Genomic DNA, 22,573 nt, shown 5'->3' with positions numbered 1-22,573 from the left:
AAGAACTATTTTTGAACTTTTTGTTTCAACATTTTTCGCTAGCGAATGTTGGCTTGTCAGGGAATACTAGGAGCAAGCTTGACGAACCGTCGGGAATGACCGGGCTTGCAAATTCCGGGTAGTCCTACGTTTACTCCCGGGAAGCCGTCACGTATAATGAGCCTATATTTTATCGCGGAATAAAGGAGCGTCCGCATGTCAAACCGAAAATGGAACCTGGGACTTCTTCTCCTCTTTACTGTCTTTGCCTGCTTGCTGCTGCAATTTGTATTCTCTACGCTGCGCATAAGGGAACTGGTCCGGCCGCTGGAGTCCGGTCCCCAGGACGGAGACCGCCCCCGCCATATCGTCCTCATCCCTCAGGAGCTGGATAATCCATATTGGCGGTCCATCGAGCAGGGCGCGCGCGAGGCGGCCCGGCAGTACGGCATGGAGCTGGACTATACCGGACCGTTCCGCATCAACCCGGCCGAACAGTCCAGGCTGCTGGAAAAAGCGATCGCGGCCAAAGCCGATGCGATTCTGCTTCAGGGCATCGGCGACCCGCAGTACCGGGGACTGATCGACAAAGCGGCCGAGCGCGGCATTCCCGTGATCGCCGTCGATACGGACGAGCCGGAAAGTCGGCGGTTGGCTTATGTCGGCACGGACAATACCGAAGCCGGAAAACGGATGGGCGAGCTTGTGGCGCAGGTTTCGGGAACCATCGGCGTCCTGATCGGCAGCGAAGCGCCCAACCAACGGCTGCGGCTCGAAGGCTTCCGGTCGGTAATCGGCCGTTATCCGAAGCTGGAGATCGCCGAGGTCCGCTCGTCGAACATTTCGCGCCTGCAAGCGGCCGAACAAGCGGCAGCCATGCTGAGCGGGTACCCGCAGATCGGCTATCTGGCCGGATTCAGCGCCTTGGACGGCCCGGGCATGCTGGAAGCCGCGGGGCGCGTCCGGCCGCAGGGGCTGCGCATTTTTGCGTTCGACGACCTGCCGGAAACGACGGAAGGCCTCCGGCAATGTAGGCTTGCCGCTACGATCGTCCAGCAGCCGCGGCAAATGGGCTACGATGCCGTTGCGCTGCTGCACGATTATTTTCAAGGAAAAACGCCGCAGCCGCAGCACTATACCGATACGTCTGTGCTCGACCGCAGCGCCTTTGGGATCGGGGGAAGCTGCCCATGACGATCCGCACAAAGCTGCTGCTGTTTATTCCTCTGCTCGTGCTGCTCGTCAACTCGGTCACGTTCTTTTTATTTCAGAGCGGAAAAGTCGTGCAGCAAAGCTATGATCTGATGATGAACCGGATTCTGCTGTACAAGCAGTCCGCCCAGGCGGCGGAGGACCATCTCAAGACGCTCTATGCGTATTTGCTGAATCCGGGGGAAGACCGGAAAGCGGAGCTCGACCGGGAGCGGGCCAAGCTGCTGGAGCTGCGGGCTGCTCTTGGCGGGCAAAACGGCGCGTCTCCCCATACGTCGGAGCTAACCGGCTACCTCCATCTGCTTGATACGCAGATGGAGCAGGCGCTCGCCGCTCTGCCCGGCGCCGCCCCGGCCCGTTACGAGGAAGCGGAGACCACGACCCGCTTTATCCGCGAGGAAGAGCAGCAACTCGTCGATCTGGAGCTGAGCTCGTATCAGCCGGTCTACAAGCAAATCCAGGCGGAAAACGACCGCATGAACCGGCTGGCCGCAGCCGTATTCGTCGTCAATACGCTGCTCAGCGTCGTGGTCGCGGTCTGGATTTCCCGCAGCGTTACCGGACCGGTCAACCGGCTGGTCGAGATGGCCGGGCAAATTTCCCGGGGAAATCTGAATCCTGAGCCTCCGCCGCTGCAATCGGAGGATGAACTGGGCATTTTGTCCGATGCCTTCCAACGGATGCTGGCCGATCTCAAGCTGCTGATCGAGAAAGATAAAGAACGGCTGGAGATGGGCCGGCTGGTGAAGGAGCTGGAGCTTCAGGCGCTGCAAAGCCAGATCCATCCCCACTTTCTGTTCAATACGCTCAATGCGCTTTCCAAGCTGGCACTGCTGGAAGGCGCGGAGCGGACAAGCGACCTGATCGTATCGATGTCGAACCTGCTGCGCTACAATTTGCGCAAGCTGGACCGGCCGGTGACGCTGCGGGAAGAGCTGGAGAACGTCCGGGAGTACGTGACGATCCAGCAGGCCCGCTTCCGAGACCGGTTCCGGTTCGAGACGGACATCGACGAGTCCGCGTTGCAGGAGCCCGTCCCGGCGCTGACGCTTCAGCCGATCGTGGAGAATGCGTTCGTGCACGGCATCGAACGGATGGAGCATGGCGCCGTGATCCGCCTGACGGTCCGGCGGGAGCAGGAGCACGTGCGTCTGACCGTCTCGGACAACGGCTGCGGCATGAGCGAGGAAGTCCGGCAAGCCTTGCTGAGACTTGAGAACAACAACTTAGCAAGACCCGAACAAGGCGCGGCAAAAAAGGAATCCACCGGGCTCGGAACACGCAACGTATTCAAGCGGCTGCAGCTGTTTTTCGGGCGTAGCGATCTGGTGGACATAGAAAGCAAACCGGGAGAAGGAACGACGGTGACGATCCGGATTCCCCGGGGGAAGGAGGGCGAGGCGGCGAATGTACCGGCTGATGATCGCAGATGATGAAGCGCTGGAGCGCGAAGGGCTGGAATGGATCGTCCGGCGGGCGATGCCGGATACGTTCCGGGTCGTTCATGCCGAGAACGGACGGAGAGCCATTGAGCTGGCGGAGGAGCATCGTCCGCATATTATTTTGATGGATGTCAATATGCCCGGCATTCAAGGCTTGGCCGCTTTGCGCGAAATTAAGGAGCGGCTGCCCGATGCGAAGCTGGTCGTGGTCACGGCCTACGACTATTTTGCCTATGCCAAGGAAGCCTTGTCGCTCGGCGTGAAGGAATATATTGTAAAACCGGCGAAGCGGGAGCAAATCGTCCGCATGTTGCAGCAGCTCGTGGAAGAGCTGGAACGGGAGAAGCGCAAGCGGACGGAAGAATTGGAGCTCCGGGACAAAATGTCTCAGCAGCTCCCTTTGATGGAGAACGAGCTGGCCCTGATGTTCATGGTCGACCAAGTGCTGGACGCCGGCGCCGGGCAACTGTCCGAATGGCTTGGCTTCCCTCTCGATCAGGGCTGCGCGATGGTCGTTGCTTTTCCGGAGCTGGCTTTCATACCGGATAAGAAGAAAATCTATGACCTCATCCGCAGCTTTGTCAAAGCACAGGGGGAGCCTTGCATCGTCAGTTCGCTCATCGACCGCCATATGGCGATTTTCGTGCGTAAGAAGCCGGAAGAAGCTTCGGAGGCCGCATGGAAGGAGAAAATCAGGCGGTACGGAGAAAAGCTGTGCGAATTAACCGAGCGACAGCTCGAATTGGCGGTATCGGTCGGTATCGGGTCGATCCGTAAGGAAGCAGCAGGGCTGCGCACCTCGTATTTCGAGGCCGTTTTTGCCTCCACTTATTTCGAGCAGAGCGGCAAAGTATGCCTTTTCGACGAGCTGAAAGAAGACAAGGCGAGCGTGATCCAAGAGTCCGAAGCAAGATCCGCCCACAGAGAAACAGCGCGTCAGTCCTACGTAATCTCCGCGCTGCAGCGCATTCGGGAAGAGCGCGAGCGGCAGACGGTCACCGTCCTCGACAAAGCCAAAAGGTACATTCAAGAGCGGTTTGCCGAAGAACTGTCGCTGGAGGAAGTGGCGGATTACGTCCACCTGAATCCCCATTACTTCAGCAAAATTTTCAAGCAGCAGGTGGGCGAGACGTTTATCGATTTTGTCACGAATCTGCGGATCGGAAGAGCCAAGGAGCTGATGGCCTCGACGGATTTAAGCTTGAAGGAAGTGTGCTTCGAGGTTGGGTATAAAGACCCGAACTATTTTAGCCGAGTATTCAAAAAAGTGACCGGCGTAACGCCGACCGACTACCGGGGCCAAACGAAATAAAACGAACCATGTGGATGTCCATGCTCTCTTAAGGCATGGACTTTTTTGCGTTCGGAGAACAAGAAAATGCTAGCCCGCGCCGGGCAGCTTAGGAAGCAAGGGATTTCCGAATTAAATGCGGGAAGAGCACAAATAAGTGCGGATGATTGCCGGCTAGCCGCGCTGGCTTGCGTGATATAATGAACCCACTTCCGGATTCACGGAAAGGAGAATGTATCATGAGCACCATTCCCAACACGCAAAACGGACAAGTCAGCATGAAATTCGTCACGCTTGTTTCTATCGTTGCCGCTTTGGGCGGCTTATTGTTCGGATTTGATACGGCTGTCGTATCGGGCGCAATCGGTTTTATGAAGCAGCGCTTCGATTTGAACGAACTGGAGGTCGGCTGGGCCGTTTCCAGTCTGATTATCGGCTGCATTGCCGGGGCCGCCGTTTCCGGCATGCTGAGCGACAAATTCGGCCGAAAAAAAGTGCTGATTGCCGCGGCGGCGCTGTTCATTATCGGCTCGGTCGGCTCCGCAGTCCCGGAGACGTTCACCGGTTACATTATTGCCCGGATGATCGGAGGCATCGGGATCGGCATCACCTCGACCCTATGCCCGCTGTATAACGCGGAAATTGCCCCCGCCCGGTACCGCGGCCGTCTGGTGGCGCTGAACCAGTTTGCCACCGTGACCGGTATTTTCCTCGTTTACTTTGTCAACTCGGGCATTGCCGGCTACAGCAATGATGCCTGGAATATCGCCACCGGCTGGCGCTGGATGTTCGGTGTCGGAGTACTTCCGGGAGTGCTGTTCCTGGTATTACTGTTTTTCGTCCCGGAAAGCCCTCGCTGGCTGATCAAGCAGGGAAGACCGGTCGAAGCGCTGCCGATCCTGCTAAAAATTCACGGCGACGATCTGGCCCGGCAGGAAGTGCTGGACATCAAGGAATCGTTCAAGCAGGAGAACGCCTCGCTCCGTCAGCTGTTCAGCCCTGGGCTGCGCACCGCCTTGCTCGTCGGCGTGGTGCTGGCCGTGCTGCAGCAGGTGACGGGAATTAACGCCATCATGTATTATGCCCCGGAAATTTTCAAAGAAGCCGGCGCCGGGACGAACGCTTCGCTGGTCCAGACCATTTTGGTCGGGCTGATCAACTTCCTGTTCACGATTTTGGCCCTGTGGCTGATCGATAAAGCGGGGCGCAAAGCGCTGCTGCTGGTCGGCTCGGCCTTGATGACCGTCTCTCTGCTAGTCATCGGTATCGCATTCCATAGCGGGCAAACTTCAGGTCCGCTGGTGCTGGTCTTTATTTTGGTCTATGTCGCCGCCTTCGCCATCTCGCTCGGTCCGGTCGTCTGGGTGCTGCTGTCCGAGATTTTCCCGAACCGCATCCGCGGGCGGGCGACGGCGATCGCTTCCATGTCGCTCTGGGCGGCCGATTATATCGTGTCCCAGTCGTTCCCGCCGATGCTGAATACCGCGGGACCTGCGATGACCTTCTGGATTTTCGGCGCGCTGTCGCTCGTTACGTTCCTGTTTACCTGGCGCGTCGTACCCGAGACGAAAGGAAAATCGCTGGAGGAAATCGAAGCCGTCTGGGCGGCCAAAGCGAAAGCCGAACCGGGCGACCAACCGGCTCTGGCTGCAGCGGTCGATTAAGGGCTTTGCATATCATACGAAAAAGAGGAGCCGCTCCCCTGAAGTGCACCCCCATTGTTAGACAAACATCTAACAGCGGGAGGTGCTTTTCTTTTGGCTAAATGTCAAACAATATTTAGAAGGACCAATATCCTCTTTAGTGCTAGTTGAACCAATAGGCTTGCACCAGTGGATTGGAGTGATCATTATTTTAGGCGGGATTGTTAGTAGTAACCTTCGATCTGAACATTGTCTAACCTATGTACAGTTCAACTCTGGACGGCTGCCTATTGTCTTTGTTGAGGTACGTTAGCGATAGAAGTCAACCATATCTCCAAACAGCCGTTTGATAAATTCAAGCTCGCTTTCGTTGTATCTTTCCAAAAATTCGTACATTCTTTGCTTTTCCTTCGTATGGAGCTCATCATGAGCAGCAAATAGCTTTTTGCCGACAGGCGTTAGCCGAAAATACACTTCCTTTTTGTTATCGTTGAGTTGGGCTTTTCGCACCCAACCTGCCTTTAGTAATTTATTTGTGATCTTGGAAGTATTCCCTTTGCTTAAATTTATCCTTTCCGCGATGGAAGTGACATTGATCGGCTCCTGCTCTCCGATGCACGCAATGGTGTGCAGTTCCGTCATGTTCAATCTGAATTCCGGTTCGATATGCTTCCGGATATCCTCGAGGTATGTTGCAGTTATTCGGGTTTCATATTGCTCTTTTTGCTGAAGAAACTGAACGAAAAATTCATGAATTGCGGTTTTGTTTTTATTGGCAGTATCCATGATTATGCTGACTCCTCGACTCATTTGTTTCATTATAGCATAGATTATTTTCTGAGAAACAAACGGGCATGCTCATATCGGGGTTGACAGGATAAGGAGTGACCCAGTACAATAATATTGTTTCATATGAAACAAAAATTATATATTATTTTTATTTTCAACCTTTTTAAAAAGGATTAAAAAGAGTTCCTACGAAACAATAATTTATGAAGGAGGTTCTTTCGGAAACACTTATCCACTTTTCAAGAGAAGATTTATAAATATGGAAATGGAGCATGCTTGCCTATGGAAATCGTGAATCCAAAGACATTGACGGATAAGGTTACATCTGTAATTTCTCATGTCGTGGTAACTACTGCCTCTAAACTGGCCTTCATCTCAGGTCAGGTTTCTGTAGATGAAACAGGAGCATTGGTCGGTTCAGGGGACTATTACGCGCAAGCGATTCAAGTGTTCACCAATCTAAAGTATGCATTGGAAGCCGCGCGAGCGGATCCATTGTACATTGCAAAAATGAATATTTTTGTAGTAAACCACAACCCGGAATTGATTTCGATTATTTTTGACGCCGGATTTCATGTGTTTGGCCCTAACTGGCCGAAGACAGCAAGTACCTATATTGGCGTTCAAGCACTAGCCGATCCTGAATGGCTTATCGAAATAGACGCTATCGTGATCTTCCCATAATGTTTAAGAAAAGAGGTTATTTATATGAAATATGAAGTCATCCTTATCGGTGGCGGACCTGTCGGCATGATGTTGGCTGGAGAATTGGCATTAGCCGGTGCAAAGGTCTGCGTCATTGAGCGATTAAAAGAGACAACTCCATATTCACGTGCGCTTACAGTACATCCACGAACCCTTGAAATATTAGATATGCGTGGAGTGAAATCAAAATTAATCAGTAAAGGCCGCTTACTTTCAAGAGGGCATTTTGCCGGATTAGAAACTCCTTTGGATTTCTCGGTGTTGGATTCTTCTTCCAATCACACTCTCTTTTTACCGCAGAGTGAGACGGAGAAGGTGCTGGAGGAATGGGCTCTTAGCCTTGGCGCAGAGGTCTGGAGAGAGGTTGAGGCTTTATCTGTGCATCAGGATGAGGATGGGGTCGACGTTAAGATCGCGGGACCTAATGGAGAAACAACGATAAGATCTGCTTATGTGGTAGGTACGGACGGAGCTAGAAGTTTGGTTCGCAAACATGCCAATATATCATTTGAAGGTACAGACGCGACCTTCACGGCTATTCTGGGGGATGCCGTTTTATCTGATTTGGCTCCTATGAGTGTCATATCCCGGATTACAGAAAAAGGTTTGGTCAGCATCATGCCGATCAATGATCATATGTATCGGGTCTTAATTATCGATATGGAGAGACGTAACATCTCTAAGGATGAGACCGTTACATTTGAAGAGTTTCGTTCATCGATCATCCGTACGACCGGAAGCGACCTGGGATTGAACGATGTGAAATGGATGTCCCGTTTCGGAAATGCGACGCGGCAAGCGGGACGCTATCGGAATGGTCGATTGTTTTTGGCGGGAGATTCGGCGCACATTCATTTTCCGGCTGGTGGACAGGGAATGAACGTCGGCTTACAAGAAGCGATGAACTTAGGCTGGAAGCTTGCAGGAGCAATCAAAGGCTGGGCTCCGGACTGGCTATTGGACAGTTATCATACCGAACGTTTCCCATGGAATACGGCCTTGCTCCGGAATACCGAGGTCCAAACCCTGCTTCTGGACGTGACTCCTCCCATCACGGAACTGCGAAGCATGCTGGCTAATCTGATTCAAATACCGGAGGCTAATTATCAAATCGCCGCACAAGTTTCCGCAATTGATGTACATTATGCTCCAGACGCCGAAGCGCCTCCCCATCCTTTAAACGGGAAACGTTTCAAGGATCTAAGCTTAAAGCTGAAAGACGGGCAATTGATTAACTCCTATCCGTTCCTACACAAAGGTACTTTTCTTCTGTTGCACTTCCATTTTAACGTACAGAATAGCGGTCAATGGGAAACGTATAGCAACCTTCAAGTTGTACATGCATCTTTGGCTGAGGCAGACGCGGATTGGAACGACGTCCACACGGCACTTATTCGGCCGGATGGACATATTGCCTGGGCGATTTCTCTATCAGATCCGAATCCAATGCAAACCATAAATGAAGGAATCACTCGCTGGTGCGGAAACATTACGGATTAGTAATTCGTTTGAGGTGTGTAACCGCCTCCCCCTTACTCAGCCAAGGCAAGGTCTGTAGATGATGGAACAAGCCTCCTCCTGCATTCCGATCAAGGCTGGCATGATCAGATGAAGCAATATCATCATGCGTTGCAAGAAAGAAGAATCACGCAAAGTATGTCCCGTAAGGGCAATTGTTACGACAATGCGGTAATTGAGAATTTTTCGGTATGAAAGTATGGAACCTTTTAAAAAAGAACTAGCCCAATATATCGATTACTACAACCACAAACGAATGAAGGCAAAATTAAAAGGCATGAGCCCGGTTCAATACCGTACTCATGCCCTACAAGCTGCCTAATGAAATAACTATGTCTAACTTTTTGGGGTCACTTCACCCTGCGCGCTCCTCTTTTTACGCTATAAAACCGCACCGTACGCGTCAGCCGTTACGCCTCCCGCTCTACCAGCATCGCCACCCCTTGCCCTCCGCCGATGCATAGCGCCGCGAGCCCGAGCTTCCCTCCGCGCTTGCCCAGCTCATGGAGCAGCGTGACGAGCACGCGCGCGCCGCTCGCTCCGATCGGATGGCCGAGCGCGATGGCGCCGCCGTTCACGTTCAGCTTCTCCCGCGGCACGCCGAGGTCCCGTCCGACCGCAAGCGATTGGGCGGCGAACGCTTCGTTCAGCTCCAGCAGGTCGATGTCGTCCATCGACACGCCGGTTTTGCCGAGCAGCTTGCGGACCGCATCCACAGGACCGAGTCCCATGACCGAAGGGTCCAAAGCCGCATGCGCATAGCCTCTGATCCGCGCCAGCGGCTTCAGTCCGAGCTGCGCTGCACGGACCGCGGACATGACGACCAGCGCAGCCGCTCCGTCGTTGATGCCCGACGCGTTCCCGGCGGTCACGGTGCCGTCCTTGCGGAACGAAGGGCGAAGCTTGCCGAGCGTTTCCGCTGTCGTACCGTAGCGCGGATGCTCGTCGGTATCGAAGACGACCGGATCGCCTTTGCGCTGCGGAATCGATACGGGGACTATTTCGTCCCGAAAACGGCCCGACTGGATCGCCTGCTCCGCTTTCTGCTGGCTCCAAGCGGCAAATTCGTCCTGCTCTGCACGGGTAAGTTCATACCGGTCCGCGATATTTTCCGCCGTGATCCCCATATGGATATCGCACATAGCGCACCACAGTCCATCCCGAACCATCGAATCGACCAGCTTGCCGTCGCCCATGCGCAGCCCCGAGCGGGCGCCTTCCAGCAAGTACGGCGCTTGGCTCATATTTTCCATGCCGCCCGCCACGACGATCTCCGCATCGCCCAGCCGCACGCTTTGCGCTGCCAGCATGACGGCCTTGAGGCCGGAGCCGCACACCTTGTTCACCGTCACCGCAGGCACCGCATGGGAAAAGCCGCCTTTCAGCCACGCCTGGCGCGCCGGATTTTGTCCGAGTCCCGCCTGCAGCACGTTGCCCATGATCACCTCGTCGACCTGCTCCTCGCTGACGCCAGCCCGCTCCAACGCGTCTTTGATCACGAGACTGCCGAGTTCCGTGGCAGGAATGCCCGACAGCGCTCCTTGAAACCCGCCGATCGCCGTACGGACGGCGCTTACGATCACCGCATCGTTATTCATGTGAACCTCCTCCAAGCTTTGTTAAACCGGCATGTATAATTCAAGCGCCCAATTCCTCCGCCAGCCGGGGATCGACCGTAAACGAAGCTTCCGTTTTCGCCCGCACCTCGTCCAGCCCTGCGCCGCCCAGCAGTTCGATCAGCACCATCCCTTGAGTGGTAAAGTCGAAGACGGCGAGGTCCGTAATGAGCCGGTGCACGACGCCTTGGCCGGTCAGCGGGAGCGTGCACTCCTTCTTCACTTTCGCTTCCCCATGCTTGTTGACATGCTCCATAATGACGACGATCCGCTTGGCTCCGTTCACCAGATCCATCGCGCCGCCCATACCTTTGACCATTTTGCCGGGAATCATCCAGTTGGCCAGATCGCCCCCTTCGGATACTTCCATCCCGCCCAAAATCGCCAGATCGATATGGCCGCCGCGAATCATGGCGAACGACTCCGCGCTGTCGAAGTACGAAGCGCCCGGAATCGCCGTGACCGTTTCTTTCCCGGCATTGATCAAATCCGGATCTTCCTCACCCTGTTTCGGGTACGGTCCGATCCCCAGCAGCCCGTTCTCCGAGTGCAGCATGACATTCAGGTCGGCCGGAATTTCGTCGGCGACCAGCGTCGGCATCCCGATCCCCAAATTCACATACATGCCGTCCTGAATTTCCCGAACGGCCCGTTTCACAATTCTGGTTCGGCTATCGCTCATGTGGAACCCTCCTCTTTAGACACTGCGGACCGTTAACCGCTCGATCCGTTTCTCGTAGCTTCCGCCCTGTACGACACGCTGCACGTAAATGCCCGGCGTATGAATCTCATCCGGGTCCAGCTCCCCGACGCCTACGATCTCTTCCGCTTCCGCAATCGTAATTTTGCCTGCCGCAGCGGCCATCGGATTGAAGTTGCGGGACGTCTTGCGGAAGACGAGATTCCCCATCGGATCGGCCTTCCAAGCTTTGACCAAGGCAAAATCCCCGACAATCGCCCGCTCCAGCAGATACGTCCGCCCGTCGAACGTCTTGTGCTCCTTGCCTTCCGCAACTGGAGTCCCGACGCCGGTCGCCGTGTAAAAGCCCGGAATCCCCGCGCCGCCTGCCCGAATCCGTTCCGCGAGCGAGCCCTGCGGCACCAGTTCGACCTCCAGCTCTCCGCTCAAGAACTGCTTCTCGAAAGTTTTGTTCTCCCCCACATAGGAGGACACCATTTTCTTGATTTGCCGGTTGGCGAGCAGCAGACCCAGCCCCCAGTCGTCGACGCCGCAGTTATTGCTGACGACGGTCAAATCCTTCGTCCCCTGCTCCTTCAATGCCGCGATCAGATGCTCGGGAATGCCGCACAGCCCGAAGCCGCCGACGATCAGCACGGCTCCGTCTTGAATATCCCGTACCGCTTCCGCCATGGAGTCCATCAATTTACTTGTGGCCATGTCCTCTCCTCCTCTAAAAATCCGTTGATTTATGTTTTATTGCGCGGTGTAGCCTCCGTCGATAAGCAGCGATGCTCCGGTGACGCCCTTCATTTTGTCGCTGGCGATCAGCGCGGCGAATTCGGCGATTTCCTCGACCGACAACAGCCGTTTTTGCGGGACCAGCGGGTAAATGACCTCTTCCAGCACCCGTTCCAGCGGCACCTGGCGGGTTTTCGCCAGATCGTTCAGCTGGCCGCGAACGAGCGGCGTATCGACGTAGCCCGGGCACAGCGCATTGACGGTAATGCCGTGCGCCGCCCCTTCCAGGGCTGCGACCTTCGTTAGGCCGATCAGCCCGTGCTTGGCGCTGTTATAAGCGGCTTTGCCCGCGAAGCCGATCACTCCGTTGATGGAGGCCATGTTGATGATGCGGCCCCAGCCCTGCTCTTTCATGATCGGAAATGCGTGCTTAATCCCGATAAAAGCGCCGGTCAGCATCACCCTCAGCATGAAGTCGAACTTCTCCACCGGAAAATCCTCGATCGGAGCGACATGCTGCAGGCCCGCATTGTTGACTAGAATGTCCAGTCTCCCGTAAGCACCGCGGGCCGCTTCGACCGCAGCCGCAAAATCGCTCTCCCGCGTCACGTCGAGGCTCACGCCCATCGCTTCATAGCCCGCGCTGCGCAGCTCTTCCGCCGCGCTCTCCGCCTTGTCCCCGTGCATGTCGGAGACGACCACGCTGGCCCCTTCCTTCGCAAAGGTGCGGGCCATTTCCAGGCCGATGCCGCTGGCCGCTCCCGTAATTAGCGCGACTTTATTCGTTAAAAAATCTCCCATAGTCCATCCCTCCGCGTAGGTACTTATTTAAATGAACGACAAGATTACGGCCAAAATGAGCACGGTCAACGTCTTCAGCACGGTAACCGCAAAAATGTCCTTGTACGATTGGCGATGCGTTAAGCCGGTAATCGCCAGCAACGTGATCACCGCGCCGTTATGAGGCAGCGTATCCATGCCCCCGGAGGCCATGGAAGCGATCCGGTGCAGCAGCTCCGGGCTGATGCCTGCCGCTTGAGCCGCGGCCATGTACGTTTTGCCCATCACTTCAAGCGCGATGGATAACCCGCCAGAGGCCGAGCCGGTCACGCCTGCGAGGATGTTCACCGACACCGCTTCGGAGATGAGCGGCTGCGAGCTCAGCCCCATAATCCAGTTCTGAATCAACTTAAAGCCGGGCAGCGTTTTGACCACGTTTCCGAAGCCGACCTCCGAAGCGGTGTTGAAAATCGCCAGCAGCGACCCCATCGCCGCCGCCGTCAGTCCGGCCGCCAGCTTGCTCTGCACATGGCGAATATTAATGCACAGGGCGCTGACGATACCGATACACAGCGCGATAATGAGCGCCCAAGATGATGCAACCGTTTTCACATTCGCGATATTAAACGATTTTAGCAGCTCCGCATTATACCAGGTCGTTACGTCCAAAAAGCCGCGGCTGAGCAAATAGTTGAAGACGAGCACGAGAAGCAGCGGCAGCACGGAGATCCACAGGCTCGGATACGTCTGATTTTCCAGCAGCTCCGGCTCGTTCTTATGATCCGTTCCGTACCCTTCCCCTGCGGCTTCGGCCCTCTTGCGCCGGCGTTCCAGCCACCAGAGCCCTCCGAAAAATACCATCAGACTGCCGACAATCCCCACAACCGGTGCGGCATAAGCGTCCGTCCCGAAATAGCTGGTCGGGATAATATTTTGAATTTGCGGCGTGCCCGGCAGCGCGTCCATCGTAAACGTAAACGCGCCAAGCGCGATCGTCCCCGGAATTAACCGTTTCGGCACGTTCGCTTCCCGGAAAATCGCCACGGCAAACGGATACACCGCAAACGCAACCACGAATAACGATACGCCGCCGTACGTCAGTACCGCACAGGCCAGAATAACGGACAGAATCGCCCGCTTCGAGCCGAGCGCCCGCACGATGGACTGCGCAATGGAAGCCGCCGCCCCGTTCATTTCCATCACTTTACCGAAAATAGCCCCCAGCAGGAATATGGGGAAAAAGTTTTTTACATAGTTGGCCGCGTTCGTCATATACGTTTCCGTATAGCTGGGCATGAGCGCATTGCCCGAGATGACGACGGCCAGCAAGGTGAAAATCGGAGCAAATACAATGACCGGATAGCCCCGGTAAGCAAAAAACATGAGCAATCCCAAAGCGAACACAATGGCCAGAACTTCGATGATCATCTCGCGCTTGTCCTCTTTTCTTCTCTAAGATGAATACATTGCAAACCCTTCCAAAGATAGCGATTACAAAAAACCGGTACATCGGTTTGCCGAAGCTGTGTTGTTCTGGAAATTTTGCATCCCGAAATTGGAAGTTCTCGCGGCTATTCCAGTTTACAATGGGGAACGTCACGAGGTAAAATTCATACATCGAATAGCAACGATGCCAAAAAATTATAGGTGGGGATGAGTTATTTGGATTTGCGAAATTTGACTTATCTTCTTGAGGTCGCCAAGCTGCAAAATTTCACCAAAGCCGCGGAAGCGCTTCATATGACGCAGCCGACGCTAAGCAAGCTGGTCCGGAGCATGGAAGAAGAGCTGGGTGTTACGTTGTTCGACCGTTCGGGCAAGCAGGTCAAATTAACCGATGCGGGCAGCGCGGCGGTCCAGCAAATCCATCATATCCTTCAAGCGGTGAACGACCTGTATATTACGCTCGACGATGTCTCCCAGCTCAAAACCGGAACGCTTACGATCGGACTGCCGCCTGTGATCAGCTCCGTTTTTTTCCCGCGCGTCGTCGCGCCGTTTCAGAAGCTGTATCCCCGGCTCCAATTCGAGATGGTCGAAGAAGGCGCCAAAAGCGTCGAGCAGCTGGTCCTGAACGGGTCGATCGATTTGGGTGTCGTCATCTCTCCCGACGAGGAAGCCGGCTTCGGGACGATGCCTTTTATCCGGCAGCAACTGGCGCTGGTGCTCCACCGGTCGCACCCGCTGGCGGAGCATCCCCCTGTGAAGCTGGCCGACCTGAGCCGGGAGCCGTTCCTCATGTTCGCCAAAGGCTTCGGCGTCCGCCATCACGTGCTCGAAGCGTGCCACCAGGCCGGCTTTCATCCGCTCATCGCGCACGAAAGCTCCCAGTGGGATTTGCTAGTGGAAATGGTCGCCGCCGAATTAGGCATTGCCCTGCTGCCCGAAGCGATCTGCTCCAAGGTCGTGAACCCGGACGTCCGGGTGCTGCCGATGACGAATCCGGCCATTCCGTGGAATCTCGTCGTCATTTGGAACAAAGATCGGTACGTTTCCTACGCGATGCGCGAATTCCTCCGGTTTGTCGAGCAGACCTCCGGCCCGGCGGGCGGTGAGCCCGTTTGTTGAAAAAATTATATGTGCTTTATCTTGTCGTCTTTTTTGGAATCTCCATTGCTGCATTTGTTATCGGAAATTACGGAATTCATGATCAGAAAAGTCACATCTATTTATTGCCGGATGGTTACACGGGATGGGTCGAAATCAGATACGAGCAGGAAGGTAGCCCTCCGCTGCCTCGCGAGGGAAAGGAGTACGTTAACCTCATTCCTCGCACAGGGATTTTGAATACGCCGGATTCTCCGACATCGGGAGAAATGAAATTTTATTATCTTGACGAGCAAGGGAACCGTAAAAGAATTGAGCTTGACATGATACGCGCTCAGGCGATGAAATCGAAATACGTTCTTACCTCAAACGGAACCAAGGAAGAACTCTCAGTCAATGTTTTTTTCGTCGGTACGGAACAGCAATGGAATGATGAGAGAAGCCGCAATTGAAGCGTGCTAAAACAAATCATGGGGCCGCCGCGGATGTAATCAGGTGGCCCCATAACGTTTGATTCCGTCCGAGTTAGATCGGTGCTTTTGTCAATTGAATTAATTTGTGTAAACAAGATATCCCACACATTTGGGACTCGATCCTCTTATCTTGGAAAGTTCGGATTTTCTCAGCTATCTTCATGAGCATCTGCAGATCCGTATGTTCGGTAGTGGCGATTGATTGTTTAAATTTTACGGTTTCCTCTGAATAAACGGAGTTTTGAAGCATTTGGATCAACCTGACTTTTAGCAGATGAGCTCTATCGTAACAACGATAACGGTTTTCAGGGTTTCGGTACACCGTTACATAACCTGCTTGCTCCCAATAGCGAATCGTCGATTTAGGTACATGAGTCAGCTCAGATACTTCATGGATGGTGAAGCGTTCTTTTTTATATGGAGATGCATTTTCGTTCACTTGTCGTCGAATATCCTCGATCAACTTATCTAATTTCTCTTTGTCCTCGTATAAAGCGACTTCCTTTTCCCTAATGACCCACAAAGCATCATGCGTCTTGTCCAGCCGAAGATAATGAAGCACTTCGGTTGTCACTTCCATCCCAAAAGCCGGAGCCATGGCTTGAATACATGCCAAGTATGTTGCATGCAGGTCTGTATAAATACGATAGCCATTGACGGATCGTTCTGCTGGAGGAATGAGGCCTTTGGCCTCGTAATTCCGTAAGGTGCTGGCGCTAATCATGAATGTGGCCGCCATTTTTTTTGGACGCATTGTCAACTCGCGATCTCTCCCCTAAAAAAGATCAGGATTAAAGTTTATTGTAAGATTTTCTGGAATTACATTTGATTTTCCTTCTCATTTTTCGTTAAACCTTTCAATTGGCTTATATGTTATAGAATGAAAGTAGATTTGAGAAAGAGGTGTATGATGATGAGTAAACAATTTCCAACCTACCATTGTGACATGACGATCGAAGAAATCGGTGCGGAAGGCAACCGATACATTGCATCTGAATGGAGGGCCTTGTACGAGTCGATGTATGTCCAATTGACCGATGCTTTTCTTGAAATCGAGGATGCAGCGTACGGTCTTTTCTTGGATCAATTGATGCCGGTTGTATTTGAGAGGCTGGAAGAGGCTGGATTCGAAGTATCGGAGACCCTTGAAGAGGACGATTTTGTCATCGGCAAAAACTTGATTTTTCGAAACTCACTTGAAAAATGGGGATCGGAAGACAACAGATCGCGTGTATTCTGGAACGTTATCCGAAATAAGCAAGGTCAACCGATTGGAACTTTACTGACAGATATTCCCCACTCTCATTTGAAGTTTGATATCCCTTCAGCACCGATGTTTTACACGATACGGGAGAGCGTCAAGGAGCAGATCATTCAAGGGATTCGGCAACTCAAGGAGTAGTGGGAGGGAAAGAAGTTTGAAGATCAACGAAATTAAACGGAGAACGATAGTTTAACAATAAGGGGTTTCACATATTAGATACGTCTAGTATGCGAAACCCCTTATTTAATAAAGTTTTTCTTTTACATAAAAAGTAACTAATTGTTCGAAGTCGGCTGCTGCGTCAGGATGAATTACAGCTTCTTGAAGATCCTGTACAGGATAACGGCCGTCTCGGCTCTTGTCGCCTGTCCCTTCGGATTCAGTCCGCTGCCGTTGCCTTCCACGATTCCGGCTTTGACCATAGCGGCCACGCTGTTCGTTGCGTACGAAGCGACGGCGGCTTTGTCGCTATAGGAAGCCAGATCTGCCTCGGCTCCTCGAATTTCGAGCTTTTTGGAGACGTCCAGCGCTCTTGCCGTAAGCACCATCAAATCTTGTCTCGATATTTTTTCTTTCGGGTTGAATTTATTGTCTCCCACCCCGTCGGTAATGCCCAGCTTCTTCGCAATGCCGAGGGCTTGATAATAATAGTCGCTCGGATTGACATCGCTGAAGTTGGAATCGAAGTCGCTCTTCAAGCCAAGAGCGCGCACCAGCAAGGTGATAAAATCGGCTCTCGTTATGTTTTGACCCGGCTCAAACGTCGTGTCGGAGGTGCCTTGAATAATTCCTTTGGAAGTCAGCACGGCAATCGCTTCGCTGGCCCACGAATAGCTCTCGTTCACGTCGCGGAACGGATTCGGTACCGGTACAGGCGCCGGAGTCGTTGGCGTTTCCTTGCCCGGCTTCGGAGATGCCGGCTGATCCGGCTTCGGCTGCTCCGGTTTAGCCGGAGTTCCCGGATTGGCCCCGCTGCCGCTTCCGTTGCTGCTGCCACCGCTGCTGTCTTCGCCGCTCGAAGACGAGCTTTCCGTCCGCACGGTCACGCTCGGGCCGGCCGTCCACTTCCCCGCGGCGTCTACTGCCTCGACTTGGAACGTATAGCGGGTGTCGCTGCTCAGTCCCGTCACGCGGTACGACAGCTTGTCGCCAGGCAGCTTGACCAGCTCTTTATCCCCGCTCTTGATCCGATAGCCGGTAACCGCCACATTGTCCGTCGCGGCGTTCCAGCTTAACGTTACGGCCGTATCTGTCACGTCCGACGCCTTCAACGCGCTTCCCTCCGGCCATACCGGAGCCGCTTTATCCGTGCCGTCCGTCGGCGCAGCGCCCGTCGTGAAGCCCCAGATGTCCGACAGCGATTGCCCGCTGTTGTTGTCCGCTGCCCGCACGTACCATTGGTAGTAGCTTTGTGGCTGCAGACCGCTCCAAACGACGGATGCCTCCTGGCCTTCGGGCACCTGAGCCGCCTGACCGATGGTTTGGTCCGTATACACACTGATGCTCATGTAGTCCGTCGCCACGCGCTTCTGCATCGGTGTCAGGTTCACGTCCAGCTCGAACTCGTCCTTGCCCGGATACTCCTTCGGATCGTAGTAGTTGTAGTCGTCCAAAAACGGCGAATACGTTTTAACGTAAATTTTGTTGCGGTTTACATCGAATTGCAGCAGGCGGATGTAGCCGAGCCCGCCTTTTTCGGCTCCTTGGTAATCCGCAAGCATTTGGTAGACGGTGCGGTCCGGTTTGCCGTCGCCGTCGTCGTCGATCGGATCGATCTTCGTTTCCGCATCGTGATAGTGGCCGCTCAAGACGGCAATAACGTTTTTGTTCGGCTTCACGACCTGCTCGTAAATTTTATCCGCAATCGGGGCCCGGTTGCCGGAAACGAGCAAAAATTCATGGAAGTTCAAAATCGCTCTGCGGTCCGGATACTGCTTCAGCACTTCGTCCATCCACTGAATTTCGGCATCGCCGATGTTCCAGCCCATGTAGACGAAAATAAAGTCGTTGCCGCCCGCGGAAACCAGGTCGTAATGCCCGCGGTTGTTCTGATAAGACCCGCCGAAGGTCGGCTGCTTCTTAAACCGGTCCTCGCCAAAATATTTCCAGTACTGCGTATAGTCCGACAGCTGATGGGACACGTCATGATTGCCCGCAAGCACGCCGTAAGGAACTTTCGCATCCTCCAGCACCGTCATATTCTGGTCCGCTTCGATCCACTGGTACTCTTTGTCCGCTTCATCCACAATATCGCCGGTATGGACGACGTATTTGATTTTCATCGCGTCCTGATTCTGGGCAATCCACTGCACGTTGCGCCGGTAAATTTCCGGATAGCTTTCCGAGTAATACTGCGTGTCGGACATCCACAAGAACGAAAAATCGTACGGCTGCTGCGACACCGGAAGCTCGTCCTGCACGATCAATTGGATCGTGCCGTTCGTATTGTACTCTCCGGCGGTTACGGTAGCGGTCAATGCAAAATCTTCCGCCCCCGCCACCTTACTGTCTAGCATCGTCCACTGCTGCGCCTTCGGGCTCCAGCCATACAGGCTGACCTTGCGGCCTTCGAGCGATTTGCCCTGCCATTCCACCTTTACACGGTCCGTCGCTTGAACGGACGGGTCCAGCTTCGCTTCGAAACGGTGGTACGGGAATTGACCGACCGAGTCGTCGATCAGATAGTCGCCGTCCGCCGCGTTGATCTTCTGGTAATCTTCCTCGGTGAACGCCTTCTCCCCGGCCAGCTCCAGCTGCTTCGGCGGCTCGATATCCGCCGCGCCCCGCTTGGCGGTCAAACCGGTCCGATGGCTGCCGCCATAGTGGAACCCGCGATAGAACGCCACGTTCATCGCGTCGTTGTTCGGGTCCTCGACCTTCACCTTCAGCACGGCGTTCGGATCGACACCAGTCTGCCCGTCGACAGGCGCCACAACCGTCGGCTTATGCGGATCTTCCTCCGGTACCTCGAAGCTGACCGTGCTCTCCGCCTTGTTGCCCACGTTGTCCGCTGCCCGGATCACGAGCGTATGCGTCCCCTTGCCAAGCTGGGAAGAGGTCGTCGCATACGGCAGCGTTACCGGTTTTCCGTTCAAAACCGCCTCGACGGCTTTCAGGCCCGTCATCGCATCCGTTACCTTCGCATCAAGTGTAAACGCTCCCCGGTACACCTTTCCGCTTTCGACCGAAGGCTCGATGACCGGAGCGGTGTTGTCAACCGTCACGTTCGCCGTCACCGTACCGTACACCGCACTGGTGGCCGTCACTTGGTGGACGCCGTCGCTCAGCTGCTTCGTATCCCAAGCGTACGCTTTGGCCTTCAATTGATTGGCATCCAGATTGAATTGGAAATCGAGCGCCTCGAAACGGCCGTCGCTGTCACCCATCTTAATCTCTTTTTCCTTATTGGCATACTTGGAATCGTACAGGGCCGTTCCGTCGGCGAGAACCAGCCGCACGTTTTTCACGTTGAAATCGTCCTTGTTCTCCTCCGGACGATCGTCGAACGGAGACGACTTCGAGCCCGCCCGGATCGAAAATACGTTGCTGCCTACCCGCAGTCGGTCTGCGCCGATCGGCACCGAAAGGGTCTGATACGTCGGGATCGGATCTTGGAACGTATAGATAATTTCTTTGCCGATGGTTACGGCATTTTTGAAATAATAATCGACCGAGGCCGCCTCGAAAGCAAAATAGGCATCGCTCTCCATGGCAGCATACGTCTGGGAAGACAGGTCCTGACCGTCGATGGCCAGCTTCACCGCATCCGGGCCGGACTGCCCTGCAGCCGCCTTGACGATACGCTGGCCGGATACGAACTCCCCGTCCTTCAGGTTCAGCCGGAGGCCGTCTTTATTCATTCCCCCGGTCACGTTCGCACGGTATACGGGAGACGTCGTCTCGTTCGTCCCGTCGGACACCTTGAAATAATACTCGATGTACGTTTTACCGATCAGGTCGGGCGAATACACCGTATAATGATACTTTTTATCGTTGTAGTTCTGGTACAGGTACCGTTTCGTATACTCCGCCTGGTTATCGGAGCGGAAATACAGCGCCGTCGTCAGCACCTGACGGTCATCCTTGGCATCGGCGACCAGCTCCAGGTTGCTCCACTGCTCCACTTGCGACGCCTGGGTCAGGTTCGCCACCGTCGGAGCCGACGTATCCGGGGTGAAGATCAGCGATTGAGCCGGCACTTGTCCCGGCTCCAGGCTTCCCGGACTGGCCGGCTTCAATCCGGCGCTCGCCTTGATCATCGTGCCCGTACCGTCCATCGGATACTTGTAGACAATGCCGTAATTTTCTTTCGTTTCGTTCGGCAGCGAGCCGTCATAATACGCAACGGATACGTCGACGTGCGTATTGGTTCCGATGGAAACGCCCCGCTTGGAGCCATTGGCCATCCCGTCGCTGTATACTTTGACGATGTCCGTATTTTCCACCAGATTCGTCTGGTAGGCCGCGTTAAAATCCGCTACGGTTTTGGCCGTATTTTGGCTGTTGATGACCCAGAACACGAACGGCTTCTTCGGCGGAAGAATCAAGTCTTCCCGGTCCGTTGGCCAAATGACGTCGTCCTCCGGCCCCGAGTCGGTATACCGGTAGAACAGCTTGTAGTCCTTGAAGTTAATCGGCTGGTCCGTATTGTTGTAAATCTCGATAAATTCGTAGCCGTCCGCTCCTCCGACATTCGTGCTGTTCGGCAGCAATTCGGTCACGAGGATCGGCGGCAGCTTCGAATAATCGAAGTCGGGCAGCTTCACCGTTACCGTATATGTCTCCGAAGTAACCGTCCGGCTCCCGTCCTTCGCTTGAATGAAATACTCCAGCACGGATTCGGCCAGCGATTCCCGCGGAATTTTCGCCGTATAGCCGCCGCCCGGAGCCGGAGCCATCGGCAGCGACGAGAACGCCGACTGCGACCCGGTTTTGTAATAGACCGCAGCGGTTACCGTCTGCTGATTCCCTGTAAAGACGGCCGAAATCGGCAAATCGTCCGCATTCGACGCTTCCGCAGGAGGCGTATGGCTAATTTGCAGCTTGGAGCCCGACGGCACGTCGTCCGGCGTCAGCACCGGTACCTGAAAGGCCTCGACCCGGCCCGGCGACGCCGCCGTCGTTCCGGCGCTGCTCATCGTCATGTTGACGCTGCCGTCCGTCGGATACTGATACACGATGCCCATGTCCTGAACCGTCTGGGCGTCGTTCTGATACGATGCGGAAGAAATGACGCTGCCGCTCTTATCCTTCACCAGCAGGCTTCGGGGCGCGCTGTTCGACATGCCTCCGCCGCCGTTCACGCGGAACAAATTGACGTTTTCCTGTAGCGACGTGCCGTAATTCGCATTGAAGGCCGCCGTCGGCTCGTTCGTATTGTCGGCGTTCATGACCCACAGCACAATCGTCTGCTGAGGCGAAATCGTCATATCGTTGTTATAGACTGCCGACCATACCGTCTCGCTCGATCCGGCCAGGTAGGCTAGCGTATAGTCCTTGAAATTCACCATTTGCTTCGAATTGTTGTATACCTCGATGAACTCGTACGCATCGACGGCTTTTCCAGCCACATTCGAGCTGTCGGGGACAAGCTCCGTAATAAGCAGCTTCGGTACTTTTCCATAATCCGGCGTATCAGCTGCCTCCGCTGCCGGCGTTCCCCATCCGCCCGGAGGCAGCAGTCCAAGCAGCAGACCGCCCACCGTCAGCGCCGAAACCCATGATTTCCACTTCCTGTTAAACACGCTTTTGCACACTCCCGTCTGGTCTTGTAGGTGATTCGATCTTCCAAATCGAACTATACCCGGGAGCGGCCGAGCTGCCTATACACATCTTCTTCGATCCTTTGCACCGCTTGGCATCCGCCCGTTAAGCTTTTGTGAAGCGCCAAATCG

At 54.5% G+C, this 22,573-nt stretch carries 17 protein-coding genes and 1 pseudogene; 10 read left to right on the top strand and 8 right to left on the bottom strand.

Annotated features, from left to right (window positions below; all coding sequences use genetic code 11):
- The first annotated feature begins 195 nt into the window (after window positions 1-195).
- From NI000_RS10960 to NI000_RS10945, 4 genes are all read left to right on the top strand, one after another.
- Window positions 196-1,173 carry a substrate-binding domain-containing protein gene (locus NI000_RS10960; RefSeq protein ID WP_253410386.1) on the top strand — a complete coding sequence of 326 codons (978 nt, stop codon included), beginning with the start codon at window positions 196-198 and terminating at the stop codon, window positions 1,171-1,173.
- Window positions 1,170-2,624, top strand: coding sequence for a sensor histidine kinase (locus NI000_RS10955; RefSeq protein ID WP_253410384.1), 1,455 nt, complete (start codon window positions 1,170-1,172; stop codon window positions 2,622-2,624). Before NI000_RS10960 ends, NI000_RS10955 begins: the two co-directional genes overlap by 4 nt.
- Window positions 2,599-3,945 (top strand): response regulator, encoded by a 1,347-nt coding sequence (locus NI000_RS10950; RefSeq protein WP_253410382.1) that lies wholly within the window; start codon window positions 2,599-2,601, stop codon window positions 3,943-3,945. The genes NI000_RS10955 and NI000_RS10950 overlap by 26 nt, the downstream gene beginning before the upstream one ends.
- Before the next feature lie 218 nt (window positions 3,946-4,163).
- Complete coding sequence (locus NI000_RS10945; RefSeq protein ID WP_253410380.1) at window positions 4,164-5,588, top strand: sugar porter family MFS transporter; 1,425 nt, start codon at window positions 4,164-4,166, stop codon at window positions 5,586-5,588.
- Window positions 5,589-5,876: 288 nt separating this feature from the next.
- Here the strand turns inward: NI000_RS10945 and NI000_RS10940 are convergent, their stop codons facing one another.
- A complete protein-coding gene (locus NI000_RS10940) occupies window positions 5,877-6,353 on the bottom strand; it encodes a MarR family transcriptional regulator (RefSeq protein ID WP_063184661.1) in 477 nt (158 codons plus the stop codon).
- Between the two features lie 285 nt (window positions 6,354-6,638).
- Here NI000_RS10940 and NI000_RS10935 point away from each other — a divergent pair, with 285 nt between their 5' ends.
- The 3 genes and pseudogenes from NI000_RS10935 to NI000_RS10925 form a co-directional block, all read left to right on the top strand.
- Window positions 6,639-7,040: a RidA family protein gene (locus NI000_RS10935; RefSeq protein WP_063184662.1), complete on the top strand. Its 402-nt coding sequence runs from the start codon at window positions 6,639-6,641 to the stop codon at window positions 7,038-7,040.
- Between the two features lie 24 nt (window positions 7,041-7,064).
- The gene (locus tag NI000_RS10930) at window positions 7,065-8,561 is read left to right on the top strand and encodes a monooxygenase (RefSeq protein WP_253410378.1); all 1,497 of its coding nucleotides are present in this window, start codon (window positions 7,065-7,067) and stop codon (window positions 8,559-8,561) included.
- Window positions 8,562-8,633: 72 nt separating this feature from the next.
- Window positions 8,634-8,901, top strand: a pseudogene (locus NI000_RS10925) (IS3 family transposase); the annotation flags it as partial.
- 88 nt (window positions 8,902-8,989) lie between these two features.
- Here the strand turns inward: NI000_RS10925 and NI000_RS10920 are convergent.
- The 5 genes from NI000_RS10920 to NI000_RS10900 are packed head-to-tail and all read right to left on the bottom strand — an operon-like array spanning window position 8,990 to window position 13,823.
- Entirely contained in the window at window positions 8,990-10,177 is a 1,188-nt protein-coding gene (locus NI000_RS10920) for an acetyl-CoA C-acetyltransferase (protein ID WP_253410376.1), read from the bottom strand.
- A gap of 40 nt (window positions 10,178-10,217) precedes the next feature.
- Window positions 10,218-10,877 carry a CoA transferase subunit B gene (locus NI000_RS10915; protein ID WP_253410374.1) on the bottom strand — a complete coding sequence of 220 codons (660 nt, stop codon included), beginning with the start codon at window positions 10,875-10,877 and terminating at the stop codon, window positions 10,218-10,220.
- 15 nt (window positions 10,878-10,892) lie between these two features.
- On the bottom strand, window positions 10,893-11,594 hold the full coding sequence (locus NI000_RS10910; protein ID WP_253410372.1) for a CoA transferase subunit A: 702 nt from the start codon (window positions 11,592-11,594) through the stop codon (window positions 10,893-10,895).
- 36 nt (window positions 11,595-11,630) lie between these two features.
- A complete protein-coding gene (locus tag NI000_RS10905; RefSeq protein ID WP_253410370.1) occupies window positions 11,631-12,416 on the bottom strand; it encodes a 3-hydroxybutyrate dehydrogenase in 786 nt (261 codons plus the stop codon).
- Between the two features lie 27 nt (window positions 12,417-12,443).
- The gene (locus tag NI000_RS10900) at window positions 12,444-13,823 is read right to left on the bottom strand and encodes a GntP family permease (RefSeq protein ID WP_253410368.1); all 1,380 of its coding nucleotides are present in this window, start codon (window positions 13,821-13,823) and stop codon (window positions 12,444-12,446) included.
- Between the two features lie 234 nt (window positions 13,824-14,057).
- On the opposite strand from NI000_RS10900, the gene NI000_RS10895 reads away from it, so the two are divergent.
- The gene (locus NI000_RS10895) at window positions 14,058-14,963 is read left to right on the top strand and encodes a LysR family transcriptional regulator (RefSeq protein WP_253410366.1); all 906 of its coding nucleotides are present in this window, start codon (window positions 14,058-14,060) and stop codon (window positions 14,961-14,963) included.
- Window positions 14,957-15,394: a DUF6843 domain-containing protein gene (locus tag NI000_RS10890; RefSeq protein WP_253410364.1), complete on the top strand. Its 438-nt coding sequence runs from the start codon at window positions 14,957-14,959 to the stop codon at window positions 15,392-15,394. The genes NI000_RS10895 and NI000_RS10890 overlap by 7 nt, the downstream gene beginning before the upstream one ends.
- Before the next feature lie 73 nt (window positions 15,395-15,467).
- Here the strand turns inward: NI000_RS10890 and NI000_RS10885 are convergent, their stop codons facing one another.
- Complete coding sequence (locus NI000_RS10885) at window positions 15,468-16,169, bottom strand: MerR family DNA-binding transcriptional regulator (protein WP_253410718.1); 702 nt, start codon at window positions 16,167-16,169, stop codon at window positions 15,468-15,470.
- 159 nt (window positions 16,170-16,328) lie between these two features.
- On the opposite strand from NI000_RS10885, the gene NI000_RS10880 reads away from it, so the two are divergent.
- On the top strand, window positions 16,329-16,817 hold the full coding sequence (locus NI000_RS10880; protein WP_253410362.1) for a DUF6022 family protein: 489 nt from the start codon (window positions 16,329-16,331) through the stop codon (window positions 16,815-16,817).
- Between the two features lie 173 nt (window positions 16,818-16,990).
- On the opposite strand, the gene NI000_RS10875 is transcribed toward NI000_RS10880, so the two are convergent.
- The gene (locus NI000_RS10875; protein ID WP_253410360.1) at window positions 16,991-22,423 is read right to left on the bottom strand and encodes an S-layer homology domain-containing protein; all 5,433 of its coding nucleotides are present in this window, start codon (window positions 22,421-22,423) and stop codon (window positions 16,991-16,993) included.
- Window positions 22,424-22,573 lie beyond the last annotated feature (150 nt).

Source organism: Paenibacillus tyrphae, from assembly GCF_024158745.1.
Taxonomy (GTDB): domain Bacteria; phylum Bacillota; class Bacilli; order Paenibacillales; family NBRC-103111; genus Paenibacillus_G; species Paenibacillus_G tyrfis_A.
Note: the sequence above shows the minus strand (reverse complement) of the source record. Positions and strands in the feature narration are given on the sequence as shown.